Source organism: Microcystis sp. M_QC_C_20170808_M9Col, assembly GCF_007095495.1.
GTDB lineage: Bacteria > Cyanobacteriota > Cyanobacteriia > Cyanobacteriales > Microcystaceae > Microcystis > Microcystis aeruginosa.
Window position 1 is genome coordinate 14,693 of record NZ_SFBZ01000275.1, and the last position, 18,326, is coordinate 33,018.

Below are 18,326 nucleotides of genomic sequence, written 5' to 3' on the forward strand. Positions count from 1 at the left end.
ATTTAAATTACGAACAGCTTATCACTAATAATTGTCTCTCTATTTTCTCCTTAACTTGATTACTTATACTTACTGATGATGATTAATTTTTCTGCTGAAGACTGTCTAGTTTTAGTGGTTGATGATGTCAGTAAAAATCTCCAATTGGCTGTGGAGATTCTTGATTCTGCTGGTTATGCCACCATTTTTGCTAGTAGTTTTAAACAGGCAATAGAACAAGTAAAAACTGCTAATCCTGACCTAATTCTTCTTGACTTAATGATGCCAGAGATGGGGGGAATAGAAGTTTGTCGAAGACTAAAAACTGACAATCTATACGCTCATATACCAATTATCTTTGTGACAGATAGTAAGGAAAAAGAAGATATTCTCAATGCTTTTAATTCTGGGGCTGTGGACTATGTAAATAAACCCTTTCATAGTTGGGAACTGTTAGCCAGAGTTAAAATTCATCTAGAACTGAAAAAGACTCAAGAAGAACTGAAAAATATCAATTCTCAACTAGAAAAGCTAGTCAGAACTGATAGCCTAACTGGGGTAAATAATCGTCGAGAGATTCTCTACTTAGGTGAGAAAGAATTTCAACGATGTCGTCGTTATCATCGTTATTTTTCGGTTCTATTCATCGATATCGACCATTTTAAACATATTAACGATACCTTTGGTCATATCCTAGGAAACAAAACTTTAATTACTGTCGCTGGGGCAATTAAAACCTGTCTGCGTCAAGTGGATAGTTTTGGGCGCTTTGGGGGCGAGGAATTTGTCGCTATTCTCCCAGAAACTAATCTTGAAGATGCTGCTACCACAGCCCAGCGCATTTGTCAAGTAATTAACAAGTTAAATATTGAACTTGCTCAACAAAAAGTGCCAGTTACTGCTAGTATCGGTGTGGCAACATTTAGCCCTCAAGATAATAATCTAGAAGAGGTGATCGAGCGGGCTGATCATGCCATGTTAGCCGCTAAAAATCAAGGCAGAAATCGAGTTAGTCTAGGTAAAACAGTATGAAAAATTTGTTATTTATTCTTGGTTTTTTGCTCTTAGGTGTAGCCCCAAGTTTTAGCGCCGATCTCGATACGATTATACGCCGAGGAAAATTAATTGTCGCTGTCAAAAATAATCTCCCTCCCCTCGCTTTCCTTGATTCTCAGGGCAATTTACAAGGATTGGAAATCGACATCGCTAAACGTCTAGCTGAAGAAATTCTCGGTTCTGACAGTGCTATTATTCTCAAACCCGTTAGTAATCAAGAACGTTTACAGGTGGTTATTGATGATCGGGTGGATTTGGCGATCGCTCGTGTGGCGATTACTCCCGCACGTCAGCGTCTCGTGGATTTTAGCCCCTTTTATTACCTCGATAGCAGCGGTTTTGTGACGAAAAACCTGCTATTTCAGCGTTTAGAAGACCTAGCTAACTCTAGAATCGCCGTACTCAACGGCTCGACGACAATCGCCCTTGTGCGTTCCCATTTACCTAAGGCTACCCTGCGCGGGGTTGCTTCCTATCAAGAAGCTTTAAATTTACTGGAAACGGGGGAAATAGACGCTTTTGCGGCTGATAATAGCCTTTTAACTGGTTGGGTGCAGCAATTCCCCAATTATCGTCAATTACCGATCCAGTTGGGGGCGATCGCTCTAGGAGTCGTTCTCCCTAAAGGTTTACAGTACCAAAGTCTCCGAGAACGCGTCAATCAAGCGATCGAGCGGCTAGAATCCACCGGCTGGTTAGTAGAACGGGTGAACTATTGGGGCTTACCCCTGAGAATTCGGGAAATGGGGAGATAGGGTGTGGGGTGTGGGGTGTGGGGTGTGGGGTGTGGGGTGTGGGGTGTGGGAAGTGGGGTGTGGGGTGTGGGGTGTGGGGAGTTTTTTGCTGTGAACAGTGAACAGTGAACTGAAAACTCACATCTGAGCGGCGATCACTGATAACTGACTAAATCCTGCTATAATCTGAGGGAATAAGTATAAAAATATTAATTGCTCGATCGCTAATTATGGAAGATACCCTGCCGCTTATTTACGTTTCTGGATTGCTAATTTTCGTGATTGGTTTAGGAATTTTTGTCATCGTGCAAATCTTTAAAACCCGTCGAGTGGAAGGAACCTTTAACAAGCTACAAAAGAAATTGCAAAAAGAAAAAGGTACAGCTAAAGAATACTATGAATTAGGGAGTCTTTATCTCGATAAAAAACTCTATGTTCAAGCATTGAGTTTACTACAAAAGGCTTTAAAAATCTCTGAGGAAGAAAGCATCGAACCAGAAAATCAAGCTCTAATCTACAATGCGCTCGGTTTTTCCTATTTTGCCCAAGAACAATTAGAATTAGCGATTCGTAACTACAAAGAAGCAATTAAACTTTATCCTCAATACTCGATCGCTCTCAATAATCTTGGCAATGTTTACGAAAAGAAACAAATGGCGAAAAAAGCTCTCGAAACCTACGAAGAAACTCTCAAATTTGATCCTAATAATACCGTGGCGAAAAAGCGAGCCGAATCCCTGCGTAAACGCTTCGCTGAATCGAAATAGTTTTGACTACTATCAAATTCTTTTTAGAGATCGAAGAATCTTCGATCTCTTTCTTTATTTCAAGCCATAAAATACCACGATTAAAACTGGGGTTAAAATCGTCAAAATTAAATTTAGGGGCGCACCCAAACGGGTAAAATCGAGGAATTTATAGCCTCCGGGGGCATAAACCATGGTATTAGTTTGATAGCCAATCGGTGTTAGATAACTATTAGAAGCGGCAAAGGTGACAGCATACATAAAAGCCAAAGGATTTAAACCCAAAGTTTTCGCCACTTCCACGGCGACGGGAATCATTAACACCACGGCGGCGTTATTAGAGAGAATTTCAGTTAAAACTGAAGTAATTAGATAGAAAAAAACTAAGATCCAAAACCCCGAAAGATTGCCGCCGATAGCCACTAAATTATCTGCCAACCATTTAGTCGTTCCCGAGTTATCCATGGCAGTACCCAGGGGAATTAAACCCGCTAATAAAAAGATAATATCCCAACGAATGGAACCATAGACTTCCCCCGGTTTTAGACAGCCAGTAATTACCATTAAAACCACCCCGACTAAACTGGTGACGAGAATCGGTTGAATATCAAAAGCGGCAATAATAATCACCAACAAAGTAATCATTAAAGCAATAATGCCTTTATCCTGTCGCAATGATTCGATCTCTTTTTCTTCTAAGACTAATAATTCTCGCGTGGTTTGTAAACCAATAAAACTCTGTTTTGGTCCTTGAACCAAGAGCAAATCGCCAAATTTTAAAGGAATTTTCCCTAATCTTCCTTGCAGTAATTCTGAACCACGCCGAATCGCTAAAACCGTTGCGTTATAACGCTGACGGAATTTCAAATCTTTTAAAGTTGTCCCAATTAAACGGGAATTAGAGAGAATCAAAACCTCGGCTAATTTTTCCTCACCTGTAGTAATTGTCGATTCAATATCTCCTTTCTGAAATTTGACATCGGCAAAGATTTCTAAGCCTCTTTCATCTTTAATTTTTAATAGTTCTTCCCGACTACTGTGAACGATTAAAATATCGCCAGCATTGAGAACTTTATCGGCTAAAGGTTGGGATAAATGTACCTTATTTCTGATTAATTCCAACACATCAAAATTAAACTTTCTTTGTAGTCCACTTTGGGATAAAGTTTGACCGATAAGATTAGAACGAGGGGTAATAATTACCTCACTCAGATATACTTTAGAACCATAATCATCCTCTAAAAATTCCCCGGTGGAAGATTTGCGATCGGGTAGTAATTTCGGAGCAAAAATTGTTAAATAAATCAAACCTGCCAAAAAAGTGACTAATCCTAAAGCAGTGAATTGAAATAAGCTAAATTCCCCATAACCCAGCTTGGCAGAAATACCACTAGCGAGAATGTTAGTAGAAGTCCCCACCACGGTAATCATCCCCGCTAAAACCGTTGCGTAGGAAAGGGGAATTAATAACTTAGAAGGAGAAATTTTTTGTTTTTTACACCAATCTTCGACGATGGGTAAAAAGATCGCCACCACTGCCGTGTTATTAATAAAAGCACTAATCGGCCCCACCAATGCCCCTAAGACAAATACCTGTTGGTGGGGATTTTTGCCCCCCCAAACCAGCAAGCGATCGCGAATTACTTGAATCACTCCCGTGCGGGTAATTCCAGCACTAAGCACAAACATCGCCATCACTGTCACCGTGGCAGAATTACTAAATCCGGCGATACCTTCTTCGGGAGTAACTAAACCCAAAAGAATCAGGACAATCGCCACGCATAAAGCGGTTAAATCTACCGGTAGCCATTCCGCCACGAAAGCGACTAAAGCAACGACTAAAACCGTTAAAGTCAGAATAATTGGTGTTGGCATTGATTTATTTTTTCGTCATGAACCAGCGAATAAATAACTTCTCCAACTCAATCCAAACAAACATTAAGGCACTAAATCCAAAACAGATTAATAATTCTGTGCCACTAATCCATTGAGTGCCGAAGAAGCTTTGTAGAGGAGGAGCATAAATTAACAACAATTGTAGGATCGTTGTCAAGCCCACGGCGGCGATAATGTAAGGATTAGAGAAGGGATTCATTTGCACAGCTAACTGGGTATGGGAACGCACCGCTAAAGCGTGACCCATTTGTGCTAAACAGAGGGTAGTAAATACCATGGTTTTCCAACGTCCAGGATCTCCGATTTCGGGGGTTGCTTGAGTATATCGGTAAGCCCAGTACATCATAATAATGGTGAGAATGGCAAAGACGATGCCGATGCGAATCATATACCAACCCAAACCGCGGGCGAAAATGCTTTCCCGGGGGCTAAAAGGTGGACGTTTCATCACATTAGGTTCGGCGGGTTCCATTGCCAGAGCAAGAGCCGGTAAACCGTCGGTGACAAGGTTCATCCAGAGGATTTGCAAGGGAGAAAGGGGTACACCGCCTAAACCGAGCAGAGGAGCCGCTGCAATCGTTAAAACCTCGCCAATATTACTGCCGAGAATGTATTTAATAAAGCGCCGAATGTTACTGTAAACCACGCGCCCTTCTTCGGTGGCGGCGACGATGGTGGCAAAATTATCATCTAGCAAAATCATATCACTGGCTTCTTTGCTGACATCGGTTCCGGTAATCCCCATGGCGATACCGATATCCGCTTGTTTTAGTGCCGGAGCATCGTTCACCCCGTCCCCCGTCATGGCGACGAATTTGCCCCGTTTTTGCAAAGCTTGGACGATTCTCAGCTTATGTTCGGGAGAAACGCGAGCATAGACGCTAACACCATCTACCTCTCCCTCTAGGTCATTCTGAGACATTTTTTCTAATTCTTTACCCGTGATTACTCGCTCCCCGGGGGCAGCAATGCCTAATTCAATGGCGATCGCCTTGGCCGTTAATTGGTGATCTCCGGTAATCATAATCGGACGAATTCCCGCTTGACGACAGAGAGCAACCGCTTCTTTAACTTCTTTGCGGGGTGCATCGAGCATTCCCACCAATCCCAACCAAACCAGGGATTGTTCCTCACTATCTTCTCTTTCCGCTTCTGGCACTTCTGTCATCGGTTTATAGGAAAAACCTAAGACTCGTAGGCCATTACCCGCCATTTCGTCATTTTGTGCCAAAATACGGCTTCTTTGTTCTGGTGTTAAGGGTTGACTTTCCGCCCCAACTTGGATCAGAGAACAACGTTCGAGAATTAATTCCGGTGATCCTTTGGTAAACATTAAATAGGCAGAATCCCCCAAACCTAACTGGGCATTCTCACAGATTACTGACATTCTCTTTCTTTCGGAAGAAAAGGGAAATTCGCCTAAACGAGGGCTTTGTGGTGCCAATGCTTCCCGATATAGTCCTCCTTTACCCGCTAACGTCAGTAAAGCTCCTTCGGTGGGATCGCCTAAAATTGACCATTCTTGCGCTTTATTTTGCAAAAGTGCATCATTACACAGCACACAAGCCGTTAAAATTGCCTGTAGTTCGGGATCACTTTCACTAGCACCATTAAACTCACCGATGGGCGCGTAACCTTCCCCCGTGACAGTAATTGTCTGCTCGGAGGTATTAACTTTCTGCACCACCATTTTATTTTGAGTTAAAGTTCCGGTTTTATCGGAGCAAATCGTCGTTACCGAGCCTAAGGTTTCCACTGCCGGCAATTTACGAATTAAAGCTTGTCTTCTCACCATTCTTTGGGTTCCAATTGCCAATGTCACCGTTACCACTGCCGGTAAACCTTCGGGGACAACAGCCACAGCCATACTGAGGGAAGTTTCGAGGAATGATTCAAAAAACTGCCAACCGGAGCTAATTACGCCCCAAAGCACGACTACAGCCACTAAAGCTAGGGAACCACTCACTAAAACGTTACCTAACTGCGACATTCGCTGCTGTAGGGGAGTTGGTTCACTTTCTACTCCTTGCAACATGGCGGCAATTTTACCGATTTCCGTATCCATTCCCGTCTTGGTAATCGCCACTTTCCCACGCCCCTGTACTACTTCCGTACCCTGATAGACGAGGTTAATGCGATCGCCCAAAGAGGCATCTTCCGGTAAAACCTTCTGTGCTTGTTTATTCACCGATTCCGCTTCACCCGTTAAGGCAGCTTCGCGGATTTGCAGGTTTTGTGCTTCTAATAATCTGCCATCGGCGGCAATTTGTACTCCCGCTTCCAGTAACATGATATCCCCGGGTACAAGTTCCTTAGCCGCCACTTCAAAGGTGCTACCATTACGAATAACTCTAACTTTGGGCGAGGATAACTGCTTAAGGGCCGCTAATGCCTTTTCTGCCCGACTTTCCTGTAAATATCCTAAAATACCGTTTAAAATAACAATTGTAAAAATAGCGATTGCGTCTTTGGGAAATTCCCCTTTTTTCAGGTCCAAAACTGCTGAAACCACCGCCACGGCAATCAGCATCACTAACATAATGTTAGTAAACTGTTCCCAGAGAATCATTAACGGGCTACGTCCCCCCGTTTCTTTTAGTTCATTTAACCCGAAAATATCCTTTCTTTTAACAATTTCCGCCTCGATTAAGCCGGTTTCCCCATTGGTTCTCAGTATTTCTAGGGTTTGTTCGCCAGTTAAATTATGCCAAGCACGATTATTCTCTATTTCCGAGACTTGAGGTGACGTAGTGGGAAAAGTCATAGCGATCGATTGAAGAGGGTGTACGCGTGAACTAAAAAGGTAAGCGAATTAAGCTAATTACATATCACAATATCAGTTATCAGGGAGCATTGGGGAGAGGGTAGTGGGGTAGTGGGGTGTAGGGAAATGGGGAGACCACTTCGTGCGCGTTGCGGGGGGGAGTGGGGAGATGGGGAAGCTATCTCATCACCCTATCACCCCAAAACCCTATAACCCCATAACCCTATCACCTGTCTCCTGTCTCGGAGTCTCCTGACTTCTCGATAAGCTGAAAAAAATGTAACGAAATGTGAAGTATAATAGCGAATGTGATAGAGACAAAACATTAGAGAGTAGATAAGAAACGATGCGAGTTGCGATCGCTGGTGCGGGACTAGCCGGATTATCTTGTGCGAAATACCTTGTCGATGCGGGACATACGCCCATCGTACTGGAACGTCGCGATGTATTAGGGGGAAAAATTGCCGCTTGGAAAGATGCCGATGGGGACTGGTACGAAACCGGTTTACATATCTTCTTTGGCGCTTATCCCAATATGCTGCAATTATTCCAAGAATTAGGCATAGAAGATCGTTTACAGTGGAAAGAACACTCGATGATCTTCAATCAGCCAGAAAAACCGGGGACCTATTCGCGGTTTGACTTCCCAGATATTCCCGCCCCAATTAACGGTATTGTTGCCATTCTTCGCAATAATGATATGTTAACTTGGGAGGAAAAAATTAAATTTGGACTCGGTTTAATCCCTGCCATTGTTAAAGGCCAAAGTTACGTCGAGGAGATGGATAAATATTCTTGGTCGGAATGGTTAGAGAAACAAAACATACCGCCTAGGGTAGAAAAAGAAGTGTTTATCGCTATGTCGAAAGCCCTAAACTTTATCGATCCTAACGAGATTTCCGCCACGATTCTACTAACAGCCCTCAACCGCTTTTTACAGGAGAAAAACGGCTCAAAAATGGCTTTTCTCGACGGTTCACCCCCGGAAAGACTCTGCCAACCTTTAGTCGATTACATCACCGCTAGAGGCGGCGAAGTGCGCTTAAACGCCCCTTTAAAAGAGATTGTGTTAAATGAAGATGGCACAGTTAAAGCCTTCTTAATGCGCGGTTTAGACGGTGGGGAAGATTATCTTTTTGAAGCCGATCTTTATGTGTCTGCGATGCCGGTAGATCCTTTAAAAGTTTTACTACCTAAACCTTGGCAAGAAGATAAATTCTTTCAAAAATTAGAAGGATTAGAAGGGGTTCCCGTCATTAATTTACACCTCTGGTTTGATCGCAAACTAACCGACATCGATCATTTATTATTCTCCCGTTCGCCCTTACTCAGTGTTTATGCTGACATGAGCAACACCTGTAAAGAATACGCTAACCCCGATCGCTCGATGTTAGAATTAGTTCTCGCTCCCGCTCAGGATTGGATTAGCAAATCCGATGAAGAAATTATCGCCGCCACGATGAAAGAACTAGAAAAACTCTTTCCCCAACATTTTACTGGCGATAATCCCAGTCAATTGTTAAAATATCATCTGGTGAAAACTCCCCGATCAGTTTATAAAGCCACCCCTGGCCGACAAGCTTATCGACCTTCTCAAAAAACTCCGATCGAGAATTTTTATCTCGCCGGTGACTATACCATGCAAAAATATTTAGGGAGCATGGAAGGAGCGGTTTTATCAGGGAAATTAGCGGCAGCAGTGATCAGCAAAGATCACCCCGCAGCACCGCTAAACCCGAATAAAACCCAATCTATACCAGTGTCCAGCGCTCGTTAATTCTCTGGCTAGGGACTAATGACGAAAATGGCCTTGAGTGAGACAATGCTATATCATTAGCCACAGTTCGCCGTTAATCTAAGTCAATCATTCCGCCCCAGCAGAATGCTCCAATTGCCAAAACCGACCCACCCCACCAAACCCCTCGTCTCCCTTGCGGAGTCCTACGAACTCTGTCGCCGGATTACAGAGAAGTATTCCAAAACGTTTTATCTCGGTACTCTCCTGATGCCGAAAGCAAAACGTCAAGCGATCTGGGCAATTTATGTCTGGTGTCGTCGTACCGATGAACTGGTCGATGGTCCCCAAGCCCGGTTAACTACCCCTGAAACCCTCGATTTATGGGAAAAACAGCTAGAAACCGTCTTTTCTGGGGTTGCCATCGAGGATGCCGATGTCGCTCTCGTGGATACTCTAGAAAAGTTCCCCATGGATATCCAACCCTTTCGGGATATGATCGCCGGGCAACAGATGGATCTCTATCGCAGTCGTTATCAAACCTTTGATGAACTAAAACTGTACTGCTATCGGGTGGCGGGGACGGTGGGGTTAATGTCCAGCGCGGTGTTAGGATTGGAAGATGACGATCGCTCGGCCCCTTGGCGGCGCAATCAAAGCGTCTATATCCCTCAAGAAGAAGCGATCGATCTCGGTATTGCCAATCAATTAACCAATATTTTGCGGGATGTGGGGGAAGATGTCCATCGTGGCCGGATTTATCTACCTTTAGAGGATTTAGAGCGTTTTAACTACAGCGAAGACGATTTACTCAAAGGGGTTAATGATCACCGTTGGCAGGCGTTAATGCGCTTCCAAATTGAGCGCGCTCGTTATTACTACGATTCCGCCGAAAGGGGGATTCGCGCCCTTAATCCCGATTCCCGTTGGCCGGTTTGGGCGGCTTTACTGCTTTATCAAGGCATTTTAGACGTAATTGAAGCAAATAACTACGATGTCTTCGCCCGTCGTGCCTTCGTGCCTTTACCCAAGAAAATGCTCTATTTACCCGTGGCTTGGCTGCGATCGCAAGCGTTATAAAAATTCGACGGGTTTTGTCGCTTACCGACTCCACCCGTCGAGTCTCAACTAGGGTTGGCTGAAAAAGTCTTTCCTGGGGGCAGGGTGTGGCCCCCCCAACCCCCCCGACATCGGGGGGGCAGGTGGGGTGTAGGGTTTTACCTATTTTCATCTGGTAAACTACCTAATTTTCAGGGAAAAAGTCCCTGAATTCTCCCCCTGATCACTACCATATCTGGTACTTTTTGACCTCCCAAAAGTCTAAAAGTCTTACCCAACAAGGTTTTTAGATTTATTCAGCCAACCCTAACTATTAACTGTTCCCAATTCAGTTGCTTAACTTGGGTTTGGTTTTTCAGCGTGATTTAGGAGTCACCAACCAGAAAGGTCCAGTTTCCGTGCAGGGAACATCTCGTTCGGTTTCGTAAACCACAAGACCCTCTTGCCGATCCAAAACTAACGCTTCTCCTAGACGGACGTAGGATATAAACGGGCCGAGATAGCGGACGACAGGCTCATCGCTACAGGACGGCAACACCCGATCGTTAAAATACTCGTATCCCACATCCTCGACGCTTTCATAGTAGCGGATGCTGAGATCATCGATCGCTTTCCCCGGAAAACGTTCTTGGATAGCTGACCGGAGAAATTCTGGCAGCGGTCGATCGGGCGATAATAATGTTGCAGATTTCATGGCTTTTCCCCCTAAAACTAAAGGAAGCGGGAAACTCTGACAAGTGCCTCCCCCATCGGGACTATTCACTTCCGCTCCCCACCCCGGCAATTTTTTACTAGGGATGGAAGCCAGCGCGGGGAGTTCCCTTGTATTCATTGTAACAAATTTCTCCGCAAAGGTTCGGGTCGATACCGTGAGAACAGGTTCTCTTGATTTTTCGTTACAAAGATTGACAAATTTATCCTTTCATTTTAGCGATAATAATAATTACCAGGCGACAAGCCAGAACAAATAGTGGAAATAGGGAAAGACGAACGAGGCTGGGACTAACTAACTAGCAATAATGATAGCGAGAAAAGAAGTGGTTTAGTAGTGCCGAATTCTCGTTCCCAATTATTTAGGAGGTAGGAAAGATGACAATTTATGTCACCCGCGAGGGGGATAAACTGGTGGCCGATTCCCCACTGGAATTGGTGGAAAAATTACAACAATGTCAGGGCAGAATGGCGGAAACAAGACAGGACTTCATGACTCGGATGGCCGCACAGATGGTAGCCAGCCAAGGCGTTACCGTTCCTATCACCGATCCGGAGAATTTTATCGCCGAGCTAATCCACAACGATTTTCTCAGCGTGGTGGACAGTATTGATGGCTGAAAGTCGGCCGGGGAATTGGCAGGAAAACTTAGCCCCTAGTAACCCTAACACTCAACCCCACTACCCTAGGTCAAAAAGCAAAATTTCCGAGTCTTCTAGAGATTGAATAGCCAAAGAAGTTTCCTCGCTAATTGCCGCTCCATCCCCCGCTCGTAAATGCACGCCATTCACGGTTATTTGCCCTCTAGCCACTTGTAACCAGCCATAACGACTGGGGGCTAAGGGATGGGTGAGGGACTGGCCTAGGGGCAAAATTCCTGCGTATAGATTAACGTCTTGATGGACTTTAACCGCCTTACCTGCGCCGGTGGGAGAGGCGATTAACTGTAAGGTATGGGGAGAAAATTCGATCGCTTTTTGTTCATAGCTGGGTTCTAGATTTTTTGAGTCGGGAATAATCCAAATTTGCAGAAGATGGAGGGGATTAGTGGCAGAATGATTAAATTCACTGTGTTTTATTCCTGTTCCTGCGCTCATCCGTTGAATTTCACCGTGTCGAATCACGGAACCCGTGCCGAGACTGTCTTGGTGTTCTAGTTCTCCCTCCAAAACATAGGTTAAAATCTCCATATCGTGGTGTCCGTGGGTGTGAAATCCTTTTCCCCCAATTACTTTATCCTCATTAATAACTCTTAGACTCCTAAAATTAATCTGTTGGGGATCATAATATTGGGCAAAAGAAAAAGTATGATAGGTATCCAACCAACCATAGTTAGCGTGGCCTCTTTCCTCAGCTTTGCGTATAGTAATCATCAGTTTTACTCTTTTTTATCTCTATATTCCTAGTATATAAAATATTGCCAAAAATGATCAGTAGGCACTTAAAATTCAGATAGTTACCTTACCTTCTTTTTTAGCCCAAAAAGCCTCCTACTGGGGGCTTAGGAAGAATGTAGTTACTTCTTATAGTAGAGCAAATTATGTCGAGAATTGGCAAATATAGCTCGATTTTTGTTGAAGCTGTACTGCATTTAAATTGCGTATTGAATATTTTAGTACAAATGCTCAAACTCCTTCTCCCTGCTCCCTTCTCCACTCTCCCCGGCAGTCTTAACGAGTAATTTAAATAGTCAACAGCTTATTATTGCGGTAAAAACGCCTAACTATAGCATTTGGGCAGGTTACTTCATAATTTGCATTTCAGCTTGCTTGATCAAGATTTCAGGTCAAACTTAAGCCAAATCTCGCCAATCTATCCCTAAATCTTGTAACTTCTGAGCCATCTTTTCTGCTACTTCTTCAGGGGTGGGAACAAGTTTACCTTCAGGGGTAAAAAAGCGTAATTGGCTGTCATGAACACCTAAAAATAATTCTAACTGAATTTACGGGGGATACTATAGCTTATTTTGAAGTCCATGGTACGGGAAAGGCCGTCGGTGATGCAACCGAATTAGAAGTCTTATCTCATGTTCATCCAGATACGGTAAATAAGGCCGTTATTGGTTTAATTAAAGCGAATATTGGCTATACTAAGGCGGCAGGGATAGCAGGGTTAATTAAAGTGACTATGGCGGTTCATCGTCAAATTTTACCACTGGTGACGGGATGCGATCGCCATCAGGCTCAGTTAACCGAAGACAAGGCTAGGTTACAGGTATTAAAAGAGGGGCAAATTTGGCCAAATTCCTTACCTTTACGGACAGGAGTGAGTGCCATGGGTTTTGGGGGCATTAATAGTCATATTATCCTAGAGAGATTAAGTCAGATTCGTCGTCACACTTTAACGCAACAGGAACAAAAATGAATCCATCCAAGATGCAGAGTTATTCCTATTGAGTGCAAATCGTCAAGAAGACTTACAAGCACAGGTTAATCGGTTATTAAATATTGTTCCACTTTTGGGAAATTTTGCTAAAATATGAAAAGCGGTAAAGCGCGCAAGGTATCAGGGGGACTGACCTCCCGATCCTTTGTACCTCAGAACAAATATCGTCCTCGGCCCGAAGACAAAATTCAGTTCCGTCCGCCGCCTGGCAGTCGGTGGACGTTAAGTTGAAATGCTGGTGGATTCGGTCTGACGGGGGCATAATTTTCGGATTGTGTCTAGTTAAGAGGAGTAGAAGCAGCAATCTCTCGTTACAGCCGTAGGCTCAAGGGTGAGAGTGTCAACACCTAATCATACCCAAAACCTCAAACCTCAAAAATTGATATTCCTAACCCATAAACGAAACTGTCGAGGAGAAAATTACCTACACACAGCCAGCAAAAGAGTAATAGATTGGTGTATTATTCATCAAAGAGGGACGTTAATAATTGGGCATGATGAGCGGATGAAACAATCTCTTAATCTAGGAAAAAGGAATCATCAACAATTGGTCAATGTTCCTCATTATAGATGAAGAGAAATGTTAACCTATAAAGCTCAATTAAAAGGAATAAAAGTCATAATAGCTGAAGAATCCTCTACCTCAAAATCGAGGGATTTAGATAGGGATGATTTACCTAAAAAATATGGTGAAGAAAAACCATTATTTAAGGGAAAAAGGTTAGCTAGGGGACTTGATAAAATGGGAACAAATCAATTGTTAAATGCCGATGTCAATGGGGCATTTAACATCATTAGAAAAGTAATTCCTGATGTCGTTGACCAGGGAAGAAAGGGTTTGCCGTTTAACCCGCTCCGTGCTTGAACCACTACGAATGACTAAGCTTTCAGGCTTTTAAGTAAGTTTGAGTAAGTTTAGTTGAGCGGTAATCTCAAAAGGAAAAACAGATATTATTTTGATGAAAGGCTATGGGTATCAGCATCTTGAGAATCTGGGCGATCGCAGCTAACAGTTTTCGCGAGGTTATCCGCGATCGCATTCTTTACTTTATCGGGTTTTTTGCCTTGTTGATGGCCTTCGCTTGGCGTTTATTACCAGAAATTGCGGTGGGAACCCATCAGAAAATCTTTCTTGACTTGGGATTAGCCGCTATCGGGTTATTAGGGGTAATTGTTGCGGTTTTTGTGGGTACAGGGCTAATTAATAAGGAAATTGACAAGAGAACTATTTTAGTTTTGATTCCTAAACCCCTGAGTCGGGCCGAATTTATCCTCGGTAAACACTTGGGTTTGTCCGGGGTTTTAGCGGTGATGTTGGGGGTAATGTTGGTGATTTACCTGCTGATGTTGTCGGGGATGAAAGTATCTTTTCAAGCTTTACCCCTGATTGTCTCGGTTTTCTATCTCGGTTTGGAATTAATTCTCATCGCGGCCGTGGCGATCGCTTTTGGGGTATTTACCAGTTCGATTTTAGCCACGTTAATGACTTTTGGGGTCTATCTAATGGGTCACATCAGCAAAGATCTGATCCAATTGGGTATAATCAGCAAAAATCCCAATATCCTCGCTATCACTAAAAATATTTATCTAATTCTCCCAGATTTAGAGAGATTAAATTTTAGAAACGAGGCCGTTTATGGTTTGCTGCCTAGTGCTGATGTCTTAATCGCTAATGCCCTCTACAGTCTCGTTTATACTGGTCTATTATTGGGTATCTCCATCCTTATCTTTTCACGACGACAATTTTAACTGGGGTTGCCGAGTCAAGGAATGAATGTCATCGCCATCGATTAGTTTATAGACATGATTAGCCATGAAATTAAAGGCACAACTGCATATTTTAAGTCGAGACGCGGTCAATTACGGACTGGCCCCCGTAGTCATGGAAGAAGCGGTTAATCCCGTCCTCGCCGCTATGGCCAGACAGTTAAAACATTTACAATACTATGTGGTGCAGAATAGCCAGGGTGATTGGTTACTAACCACCTTAGCCCATCGGCGGCAGCCGCAACAGGAGAAAAGGGTAATCTATGCCTTTGCTACGGAAAAAATGGCCATATCTGCTCAAAATACCCCCAATTCACCCCTATCAACGCTCCTGATTCCCGTAACCCATCTTTTATTTCAATTATTTGCCCTAGAAAAAGTAGATAGTATTATTTTTCTGGAAAATGCACACACCGCTCAAACGGGAAAAGAAATCACCCGGACCCAATTAAGGGCCAATATTGAAAAACAACTGCAAAAACTAGCGACAATTCCTGCCAATCTTGCTTAACTGAGTATCATTAATCGAGGTCAATTAGATGTCACCAGAGACTTTTTCAGCTGCCAACTTGAGTCTAGTGTAACCAGAGAGATTTTTGAGAAAGGAAGGTGTCGCTAGTGTGGGCCACACTTCACCCCATCAGATATAGTAGAAGTACAGTATATACATTCTCAACAATACGGTGGTCAGGATGAATACAAAAACCCCCAATTACTAGACCGCCAGTTTCAGGATGATAAAACGGCTCTCCAGTGTCAAGCTGTATCCCTAACAATGGAGCAGTCAAACTAGGAGCCGTGTGAGGTGAAAGTCTCACCTACGTTTCTCAAGGGGAGGAGATGGAGTTGACTCTATTCTCAGACCCTAATGGATAGATTGGACTCTATCAGTATCCGCCGCTACTAATACCTTAAATCTTAGCCAGAATGCCAGATTTACACTTGCTTAATTCTCATACACAGGCCCTAGAAACCGCCTTCATCCCCACTGCCGACCGGTCTTTTTCCTACCCTCTATCCCTCGACCTCGCTACAATTAATCAACGTTTTGACTCCGCTAACGCCGCGGAAATCGTCGCTTGGTCCGCGGCCACCTTTGGGGAAGGTTTGGTGATGAGTACCAGTTTCGGCATTCAGGCGGCGGTAATGTTGCACCTCGTCACCGCAATTATCCCCGATATTCCCGTCATTTGGATCGATACCGGCTATCTTCCCCCGGAAACCTATCAATTTGCCGAAGACTTAAGCCAACGCCTCCATTTAAACCTGAAAGTTTATCAATCTCCCCTCAGTCCCGCCCGCATGGAAGCAATCCACGGTAAATTGTGGTCAAATAACGATCTGGACTCCCTCAATCTCTACGACAAAATCCGCAAAGTGGAGCCGATGCAACGGGCCCTGAAGGAATTAAAGGCCACCGCTTGGTTAGCGGGTTTGCGTCGCGACCAAACCGACCACCGCAAAACTCTCCAATGGGTCAATCAACAGGGCGAACGTTACAAAATATTACCGATCCTTGACTGGAATGCCAAAACCATCTACGAGTATCTGACTAAATACGATCTTCCCTACCATCCCTATTTTGATCTGGGTTATGTCTCCGTGGGCGATTGGCACTCCAGTCGGCCTTTAACCGCCAATGATAGCAACGAACGAGACACCCGTTTCAAGGGTTTAAAACAAGAATGCGGTCTTCATTTGCCCTTAACCCCCGGAGAAGCACAAAGTCTCGACGCAAGCTCCCTATAACTGCCAGGGTGGGAAAATTGCCGGTGCGATCGGTTCCTAGACGTTAGACAATGGTTATTAGACCTCTTGTAAAAATCAAAAATTGTTGTTAGGCTTAGGAGTCAGTAGCCAGTAGTCAGTAGTCAGGAGAATTAAGAAGAAGTAATAATCAGTTAAATGGTCTATTTACAGACTTTATGCCATTTAATCCTTATTTTTGCCGTTTTTGAACCCTGAAAAACTAATTATGCAAGAGGTTTATTGATTATTAATCCCCCATTAACCATGGCTATTTTAGAAAATTTTCTCGAAGTCGGCTCTCTCAAGTGGTTTTATCGACAGGTTAACCCCGATCAACAACCAGACACAACCCCCGTGATCCTACTCCATGGTTTACCCGCCCATAGCTATATTTGGCGGGAATTATTGACCAGTTTAGAAGAATATAACATTAATGCCATTGCCCCCGATTGGATCGGTTCCGGTTTATCCGCTAAACCCGATGCCAGAGAATTCGCCTACACACCTAGCGCTTTTTGTCAAGCCTTGGCCGATTTTATTCAAGCTCTCCAATTGCCGAAAATCTCCCTCATTGTGCAGGGTTTTTTAGCCTCCGTCGGTTTACAATACGCCCTAGAAAATCCCGATAAAATTGAGCGCTTGATCGTCTTAAATACTCCCCTTTCCAGGGATGTCAAATTACCCTGGATAATGAAACAATGGGGGCTACCTTTCCTCGGAGATATGGCAACTCAAGATCCCTTATTAGTCGATCGTACTTTAGAAACCGGTAGCGGTTTTGTGATTAGCGATGCAAATCTGGCTATTTTCCGTCAACCTTATCTAAAAACTTCGGCAGTGGGTCGCGCTTTACTGGCCACGATTCGCAATTTAAACCTATCGAAAACTATGGCAGAAATTGAGACAGGTTTAGAGCACTTTGAAAAACCTATCCTTTTTGTCTGGGGAATGGCCGATCCTTGGTTATCTTCTGTCACTGTCGAAAAATTGGCCACTAAATCAGGAGTGGAATTAATCCCCCTCACGGAAGCAAAACACTATCCCCAAGAACATTGGTCAAAAGAAATTAATCCCCGGATTATTAATTTTCTCGGACGCAAAACCTAAACAGCTATTTAAGGTGATGCAGAAATTGTCCCAATTACCCTTCTCTGATTATAGTAGAAGCGGAGGCTTCGCTTTTTCAAAATTTCTGCGTTTAGGGCTAGTAATTTATCGATATAACAAAAAATTATTGAAGTTTAAATAGTGATAAAAATTTTTGTTCGTTCAAAACGATAGGTAAGGAGGAGATATAGGAATAATTCTCTACAAAGACAATTTTTGGAGATTTATTTATGCAATTTAGAGAATTTGACTGGGATCAGTCTAAAAGATATTCTAATATAGAGAAGCATGGGATAGATTTTGCGGCTGTTCCTCCTATCTTCGATGGTCACTGTCTAATCAGAGAAGATAATCGCCAAGATTACCAAGAAATAAGGATGTGTTTGCTGGGACAATTAAACGAGATAATCTGTTATGTTGTCTATACTATAAGAGGGGAAACTTGCTGATTGATTAGTAATAGGAGAGCAAACGAACGTGAGCGAAGAAAGTATCAAGAGAGTATCCCCCAAGATGGGCTGAGTGCCTGACACATCTTGTGTAAGGGGTAGCAGGTCAAGGACGACAGAGCAAAGAGTGAACACGGGAAAACCATATTCGGTCATAGTAATCGGAGAGAGCGTTCTTAGAAGAGAAA

At 43.5% G+C, this 18,326-nt stretch carries 17 protein-coding genes and 1 pseudogene; 14 read left to right on the forward strand and 4 right to left on the reverse strand.

All coding sequences use genetic code 11. The features are described 5' to 3' along the window. The first annotated feature begins 78 nt into the window (after positions 1–78). The 3 genes from EWV68_RS17370 to EWV68_RS17380 all read left to right on the forward strand — a co-directional run bounded on the left by EWV68_RS17370 (position 79) and on the right by EWV68_RS17380 (position 2,536). Positions 79–1,011: a GGDEF domain-containing response regulator gene (locus EWV68_RS17370; RefSeq protein ID WP_061433230.1), complete on the forward strand. Its 933-nt coding sequence runs from the start codon at positions 79–81 to the stop codon at positions 1,009–1,011. Beyond that, complete coding sequence (locus EWV68_RS17375) at positions 1,008–1,790, forward strand: transporter substrate-binding domain-containing protein (RefSeq protein WP_061433191.1); 783 nt, start codon at positions 1,008–1,010, stop codon at positions 1,788–1,790. The genes EWV68_RS17370 and EWV68_RS17375 overlap by 4 nt, the downstream gene beginning before the upstream one ends. 209 nt (positions 1,791–1,999) lie before the next feature. Further along, the gene (locus EWV68_RS17380; protein WP_287170524.1) at positions 2,000–2,536 is read left to right on the forward strand and encodes a tetratricopeptide repeat protein; all 537 of its coding nucleotides are present in this window, start codon (positions 2,000–2,002) and stop codon (positions 2,534–2,536) included. Positions 2,537–2,590: 54 nt separating this feature from the next. Here EWV68_RS17380 and EWV68_RS17385 read toward each other — a convergent pair whose 3' ends face one another. After that, positions 2,591–4,390 carry an SLC13 family permease gene (locus tag EWV68_RS17385; protein WP_287170525.1) on the reverse strand — a complete coding sequence of 600 codons (1,800 nt, stop codon included), beginning with the start codon at positions 4,388–4,390 and terminating at the stop codon, positions 2,591–2,593. Positions 4,391–4,394: 4 nt separating this feature from the next. After that, entirely contained in the window at positions 4,395–7,175 is a 2,781-nt protein-coding gene (locus tag EWV68_RS17390) for a cation-translocating P-type ATPase (RefSeq protein WP_287170527.1), read from the reverse strand. 346 nt (positions 7,176–7,521) lie between these two features. Between EWV68_RS17390 and pds the strand changes: the two genes are divergently transcribed. Both pds and crtB read left to right on the forward strand, forming a co-directional pair. Continuing rightward, positions 7,522–8,952: a 15-cis-phytoene desaturase gene (gene pds, locus EWV68_RS17395; RefSeq protein ID WP_061433188.1), complete on the forward strand. Its 1,431-nt coding sequence runs from the start codon at positions 7,522–7,524 to the stop codon at positions 8,950–8,952. 105 nt (positions 8,953–9,057) lie between these two features. After that, entirely contained in the window at positions 9,058–9,990 is a 933-nt protein-coding gene (gene crtB, locus EWV68_RS17400; RefSeq protein WP_002795540.1) for a 15-cis-phytoene synthase CrtB, read from the forward strand. Between the two features lie 334 nt (positions 9,991–10,324). Here crtB and EWV68_RS17405 read toward each other — a convergent pair whose 3' ends face one another. Beyond that, on the reverse strand, positions 10,325–10,801 hold the full coding sequence (locus tag EWV68_RS17405) for a hypothetical protein (protein WP_061433187.1): 477 nt from the start codon (positions 10,799–10,801) through the stop codon (positions 10,325–10,327). Between the two features lie 257 nt (positions 10,802–11,058). On the opposite strand from EWV68_RS17405, the gene EWV68_RS17410 reads away from it, so the two are divergent. Further along, a complete protein-coding gene (locus EWV68_RS17410) occupies positions 11,059–11,301 on the forward strand; it encodes a hypothetical protein (protein WP_002795543.1) in 243 nt (80 codons plus the stop codon). A gap of 60 nt (positions 11,302–11,361) precedes the next feature. Here EWV68_RS17410 and EWV68_RS17415 read toward each other — a convergent pair whose 3' ends face one another. Then, the gene (locus EWV68_RS17415) at positions 11,362–12,054 is read right to left on the reverse strand and encodes a pirin family protein (RefSeq protein WP_061433186.1); all 693 of its coding nucleotides are present in this window, start codon (positions 12,052–12,054) and stop codon (positions 11,362–11,364) included. Between the two features lie 583 nt (positions 12,055–12,637). Here EWV68_RS17415 and EWV68_RS17425 point away from each other — a divergent pair. From EWV68_RS17425 to EWV68_RS17460, 8 genes and pseudogenes are all read left to right on the forward strand, one after another. Further along, positions 12,638–12,781 (forward strand): annotated as a pseudogene (locus EWV68_RS17425) (hypothetical protein); the annotation flags it as partial. Between the two features lie 21 nt (positions 12,782–12,802). Beyond that, positions 12,803–13,045 carry a ketoacyl-synthetase C-terminal extension domain-containing protein gene (locus EWV68_RS17430; RefSeq protein ID WP_287170528.1) on the forward strand — a complete coding sequence of 81 codons (243 nt, stop codon included), beginning with the start codon at positions 12,803–12,805 and terminating at the stop codon, positions 13,043–13,045. A gap of 601 nt (positions 13,046–13,646) precedes the next feature. Further along, on the forward strand, positions 13,647–13,931 hold the full coding sequence (locus tag EWV68_RS17435; RefSeq protein WP_287170529.1) for a hypothetical protein: 285 nt from the start codon (positions 13,647–13,649) through the stop codon (positions 13,929–13,931). A 104-nt stretch (positions 13,932–14,035) separates the two neighbouring features. Next, positions 14,036–14,815, forward strand: a complete 780-nt coding sequence (locus EWV68_RS17440; RefSeq protein WP_287170530.1) for an ABC transporter permease — start codon at positions 14,036–14,038, stop codon at positions 14,813–14,815. A 64-nt stretch (positions 14,816–14,879) separates the two neighbouring features. Further along, positions 14,880–15,344: a hypothetical protein gene (locus tag EWV68_RS17445; protein ID WP_079209457.1), complete on the forward strand. Its 465-nt coding sequence runs from the start codon at positions 14,880–14,882 to the stop codon at positions 15,342–15,344. Positions 15,345–15,760: 416 nt separating this feature from the next. Beyond that, positions 15,761–16,582: a phosphoadenosine phosphosulfate reductase gene (gene cysH, locus EWV68_RS17450; protein WP_287170531.1), complete on the forward strand. Its 822-nt coding sequence runs from the start codon at positions 15,761–15,763 to the stop codon at positions 16,580–16,582. Between the two features lie 240 nt (positions 16,583–16,822). Continuing rightward, positions 16,823–17,689, forward strand: a complete 867-nt coding sequence (locus EWV68_RS17455; protein WP_081106843.1) for an alpha/beta fold hydrolase — start codon at positions 16,823–16,825, stop codon at positions 17,687–17,689. Positions 17,690–17,919: 230 nt separating this feature from the next. Then, positions 17,920–18,138, forward strand: a complete 219-nt coding sequence (locus EWV68_RS17460) for a BrnT family toxin (RefSeq protein WP_239698208.1) — start codon at positions 17,920–17,922, stop codon at positions 18,136–18,138. Positions 18,139–18,326 lie beyond the last annotated feature (188 nt).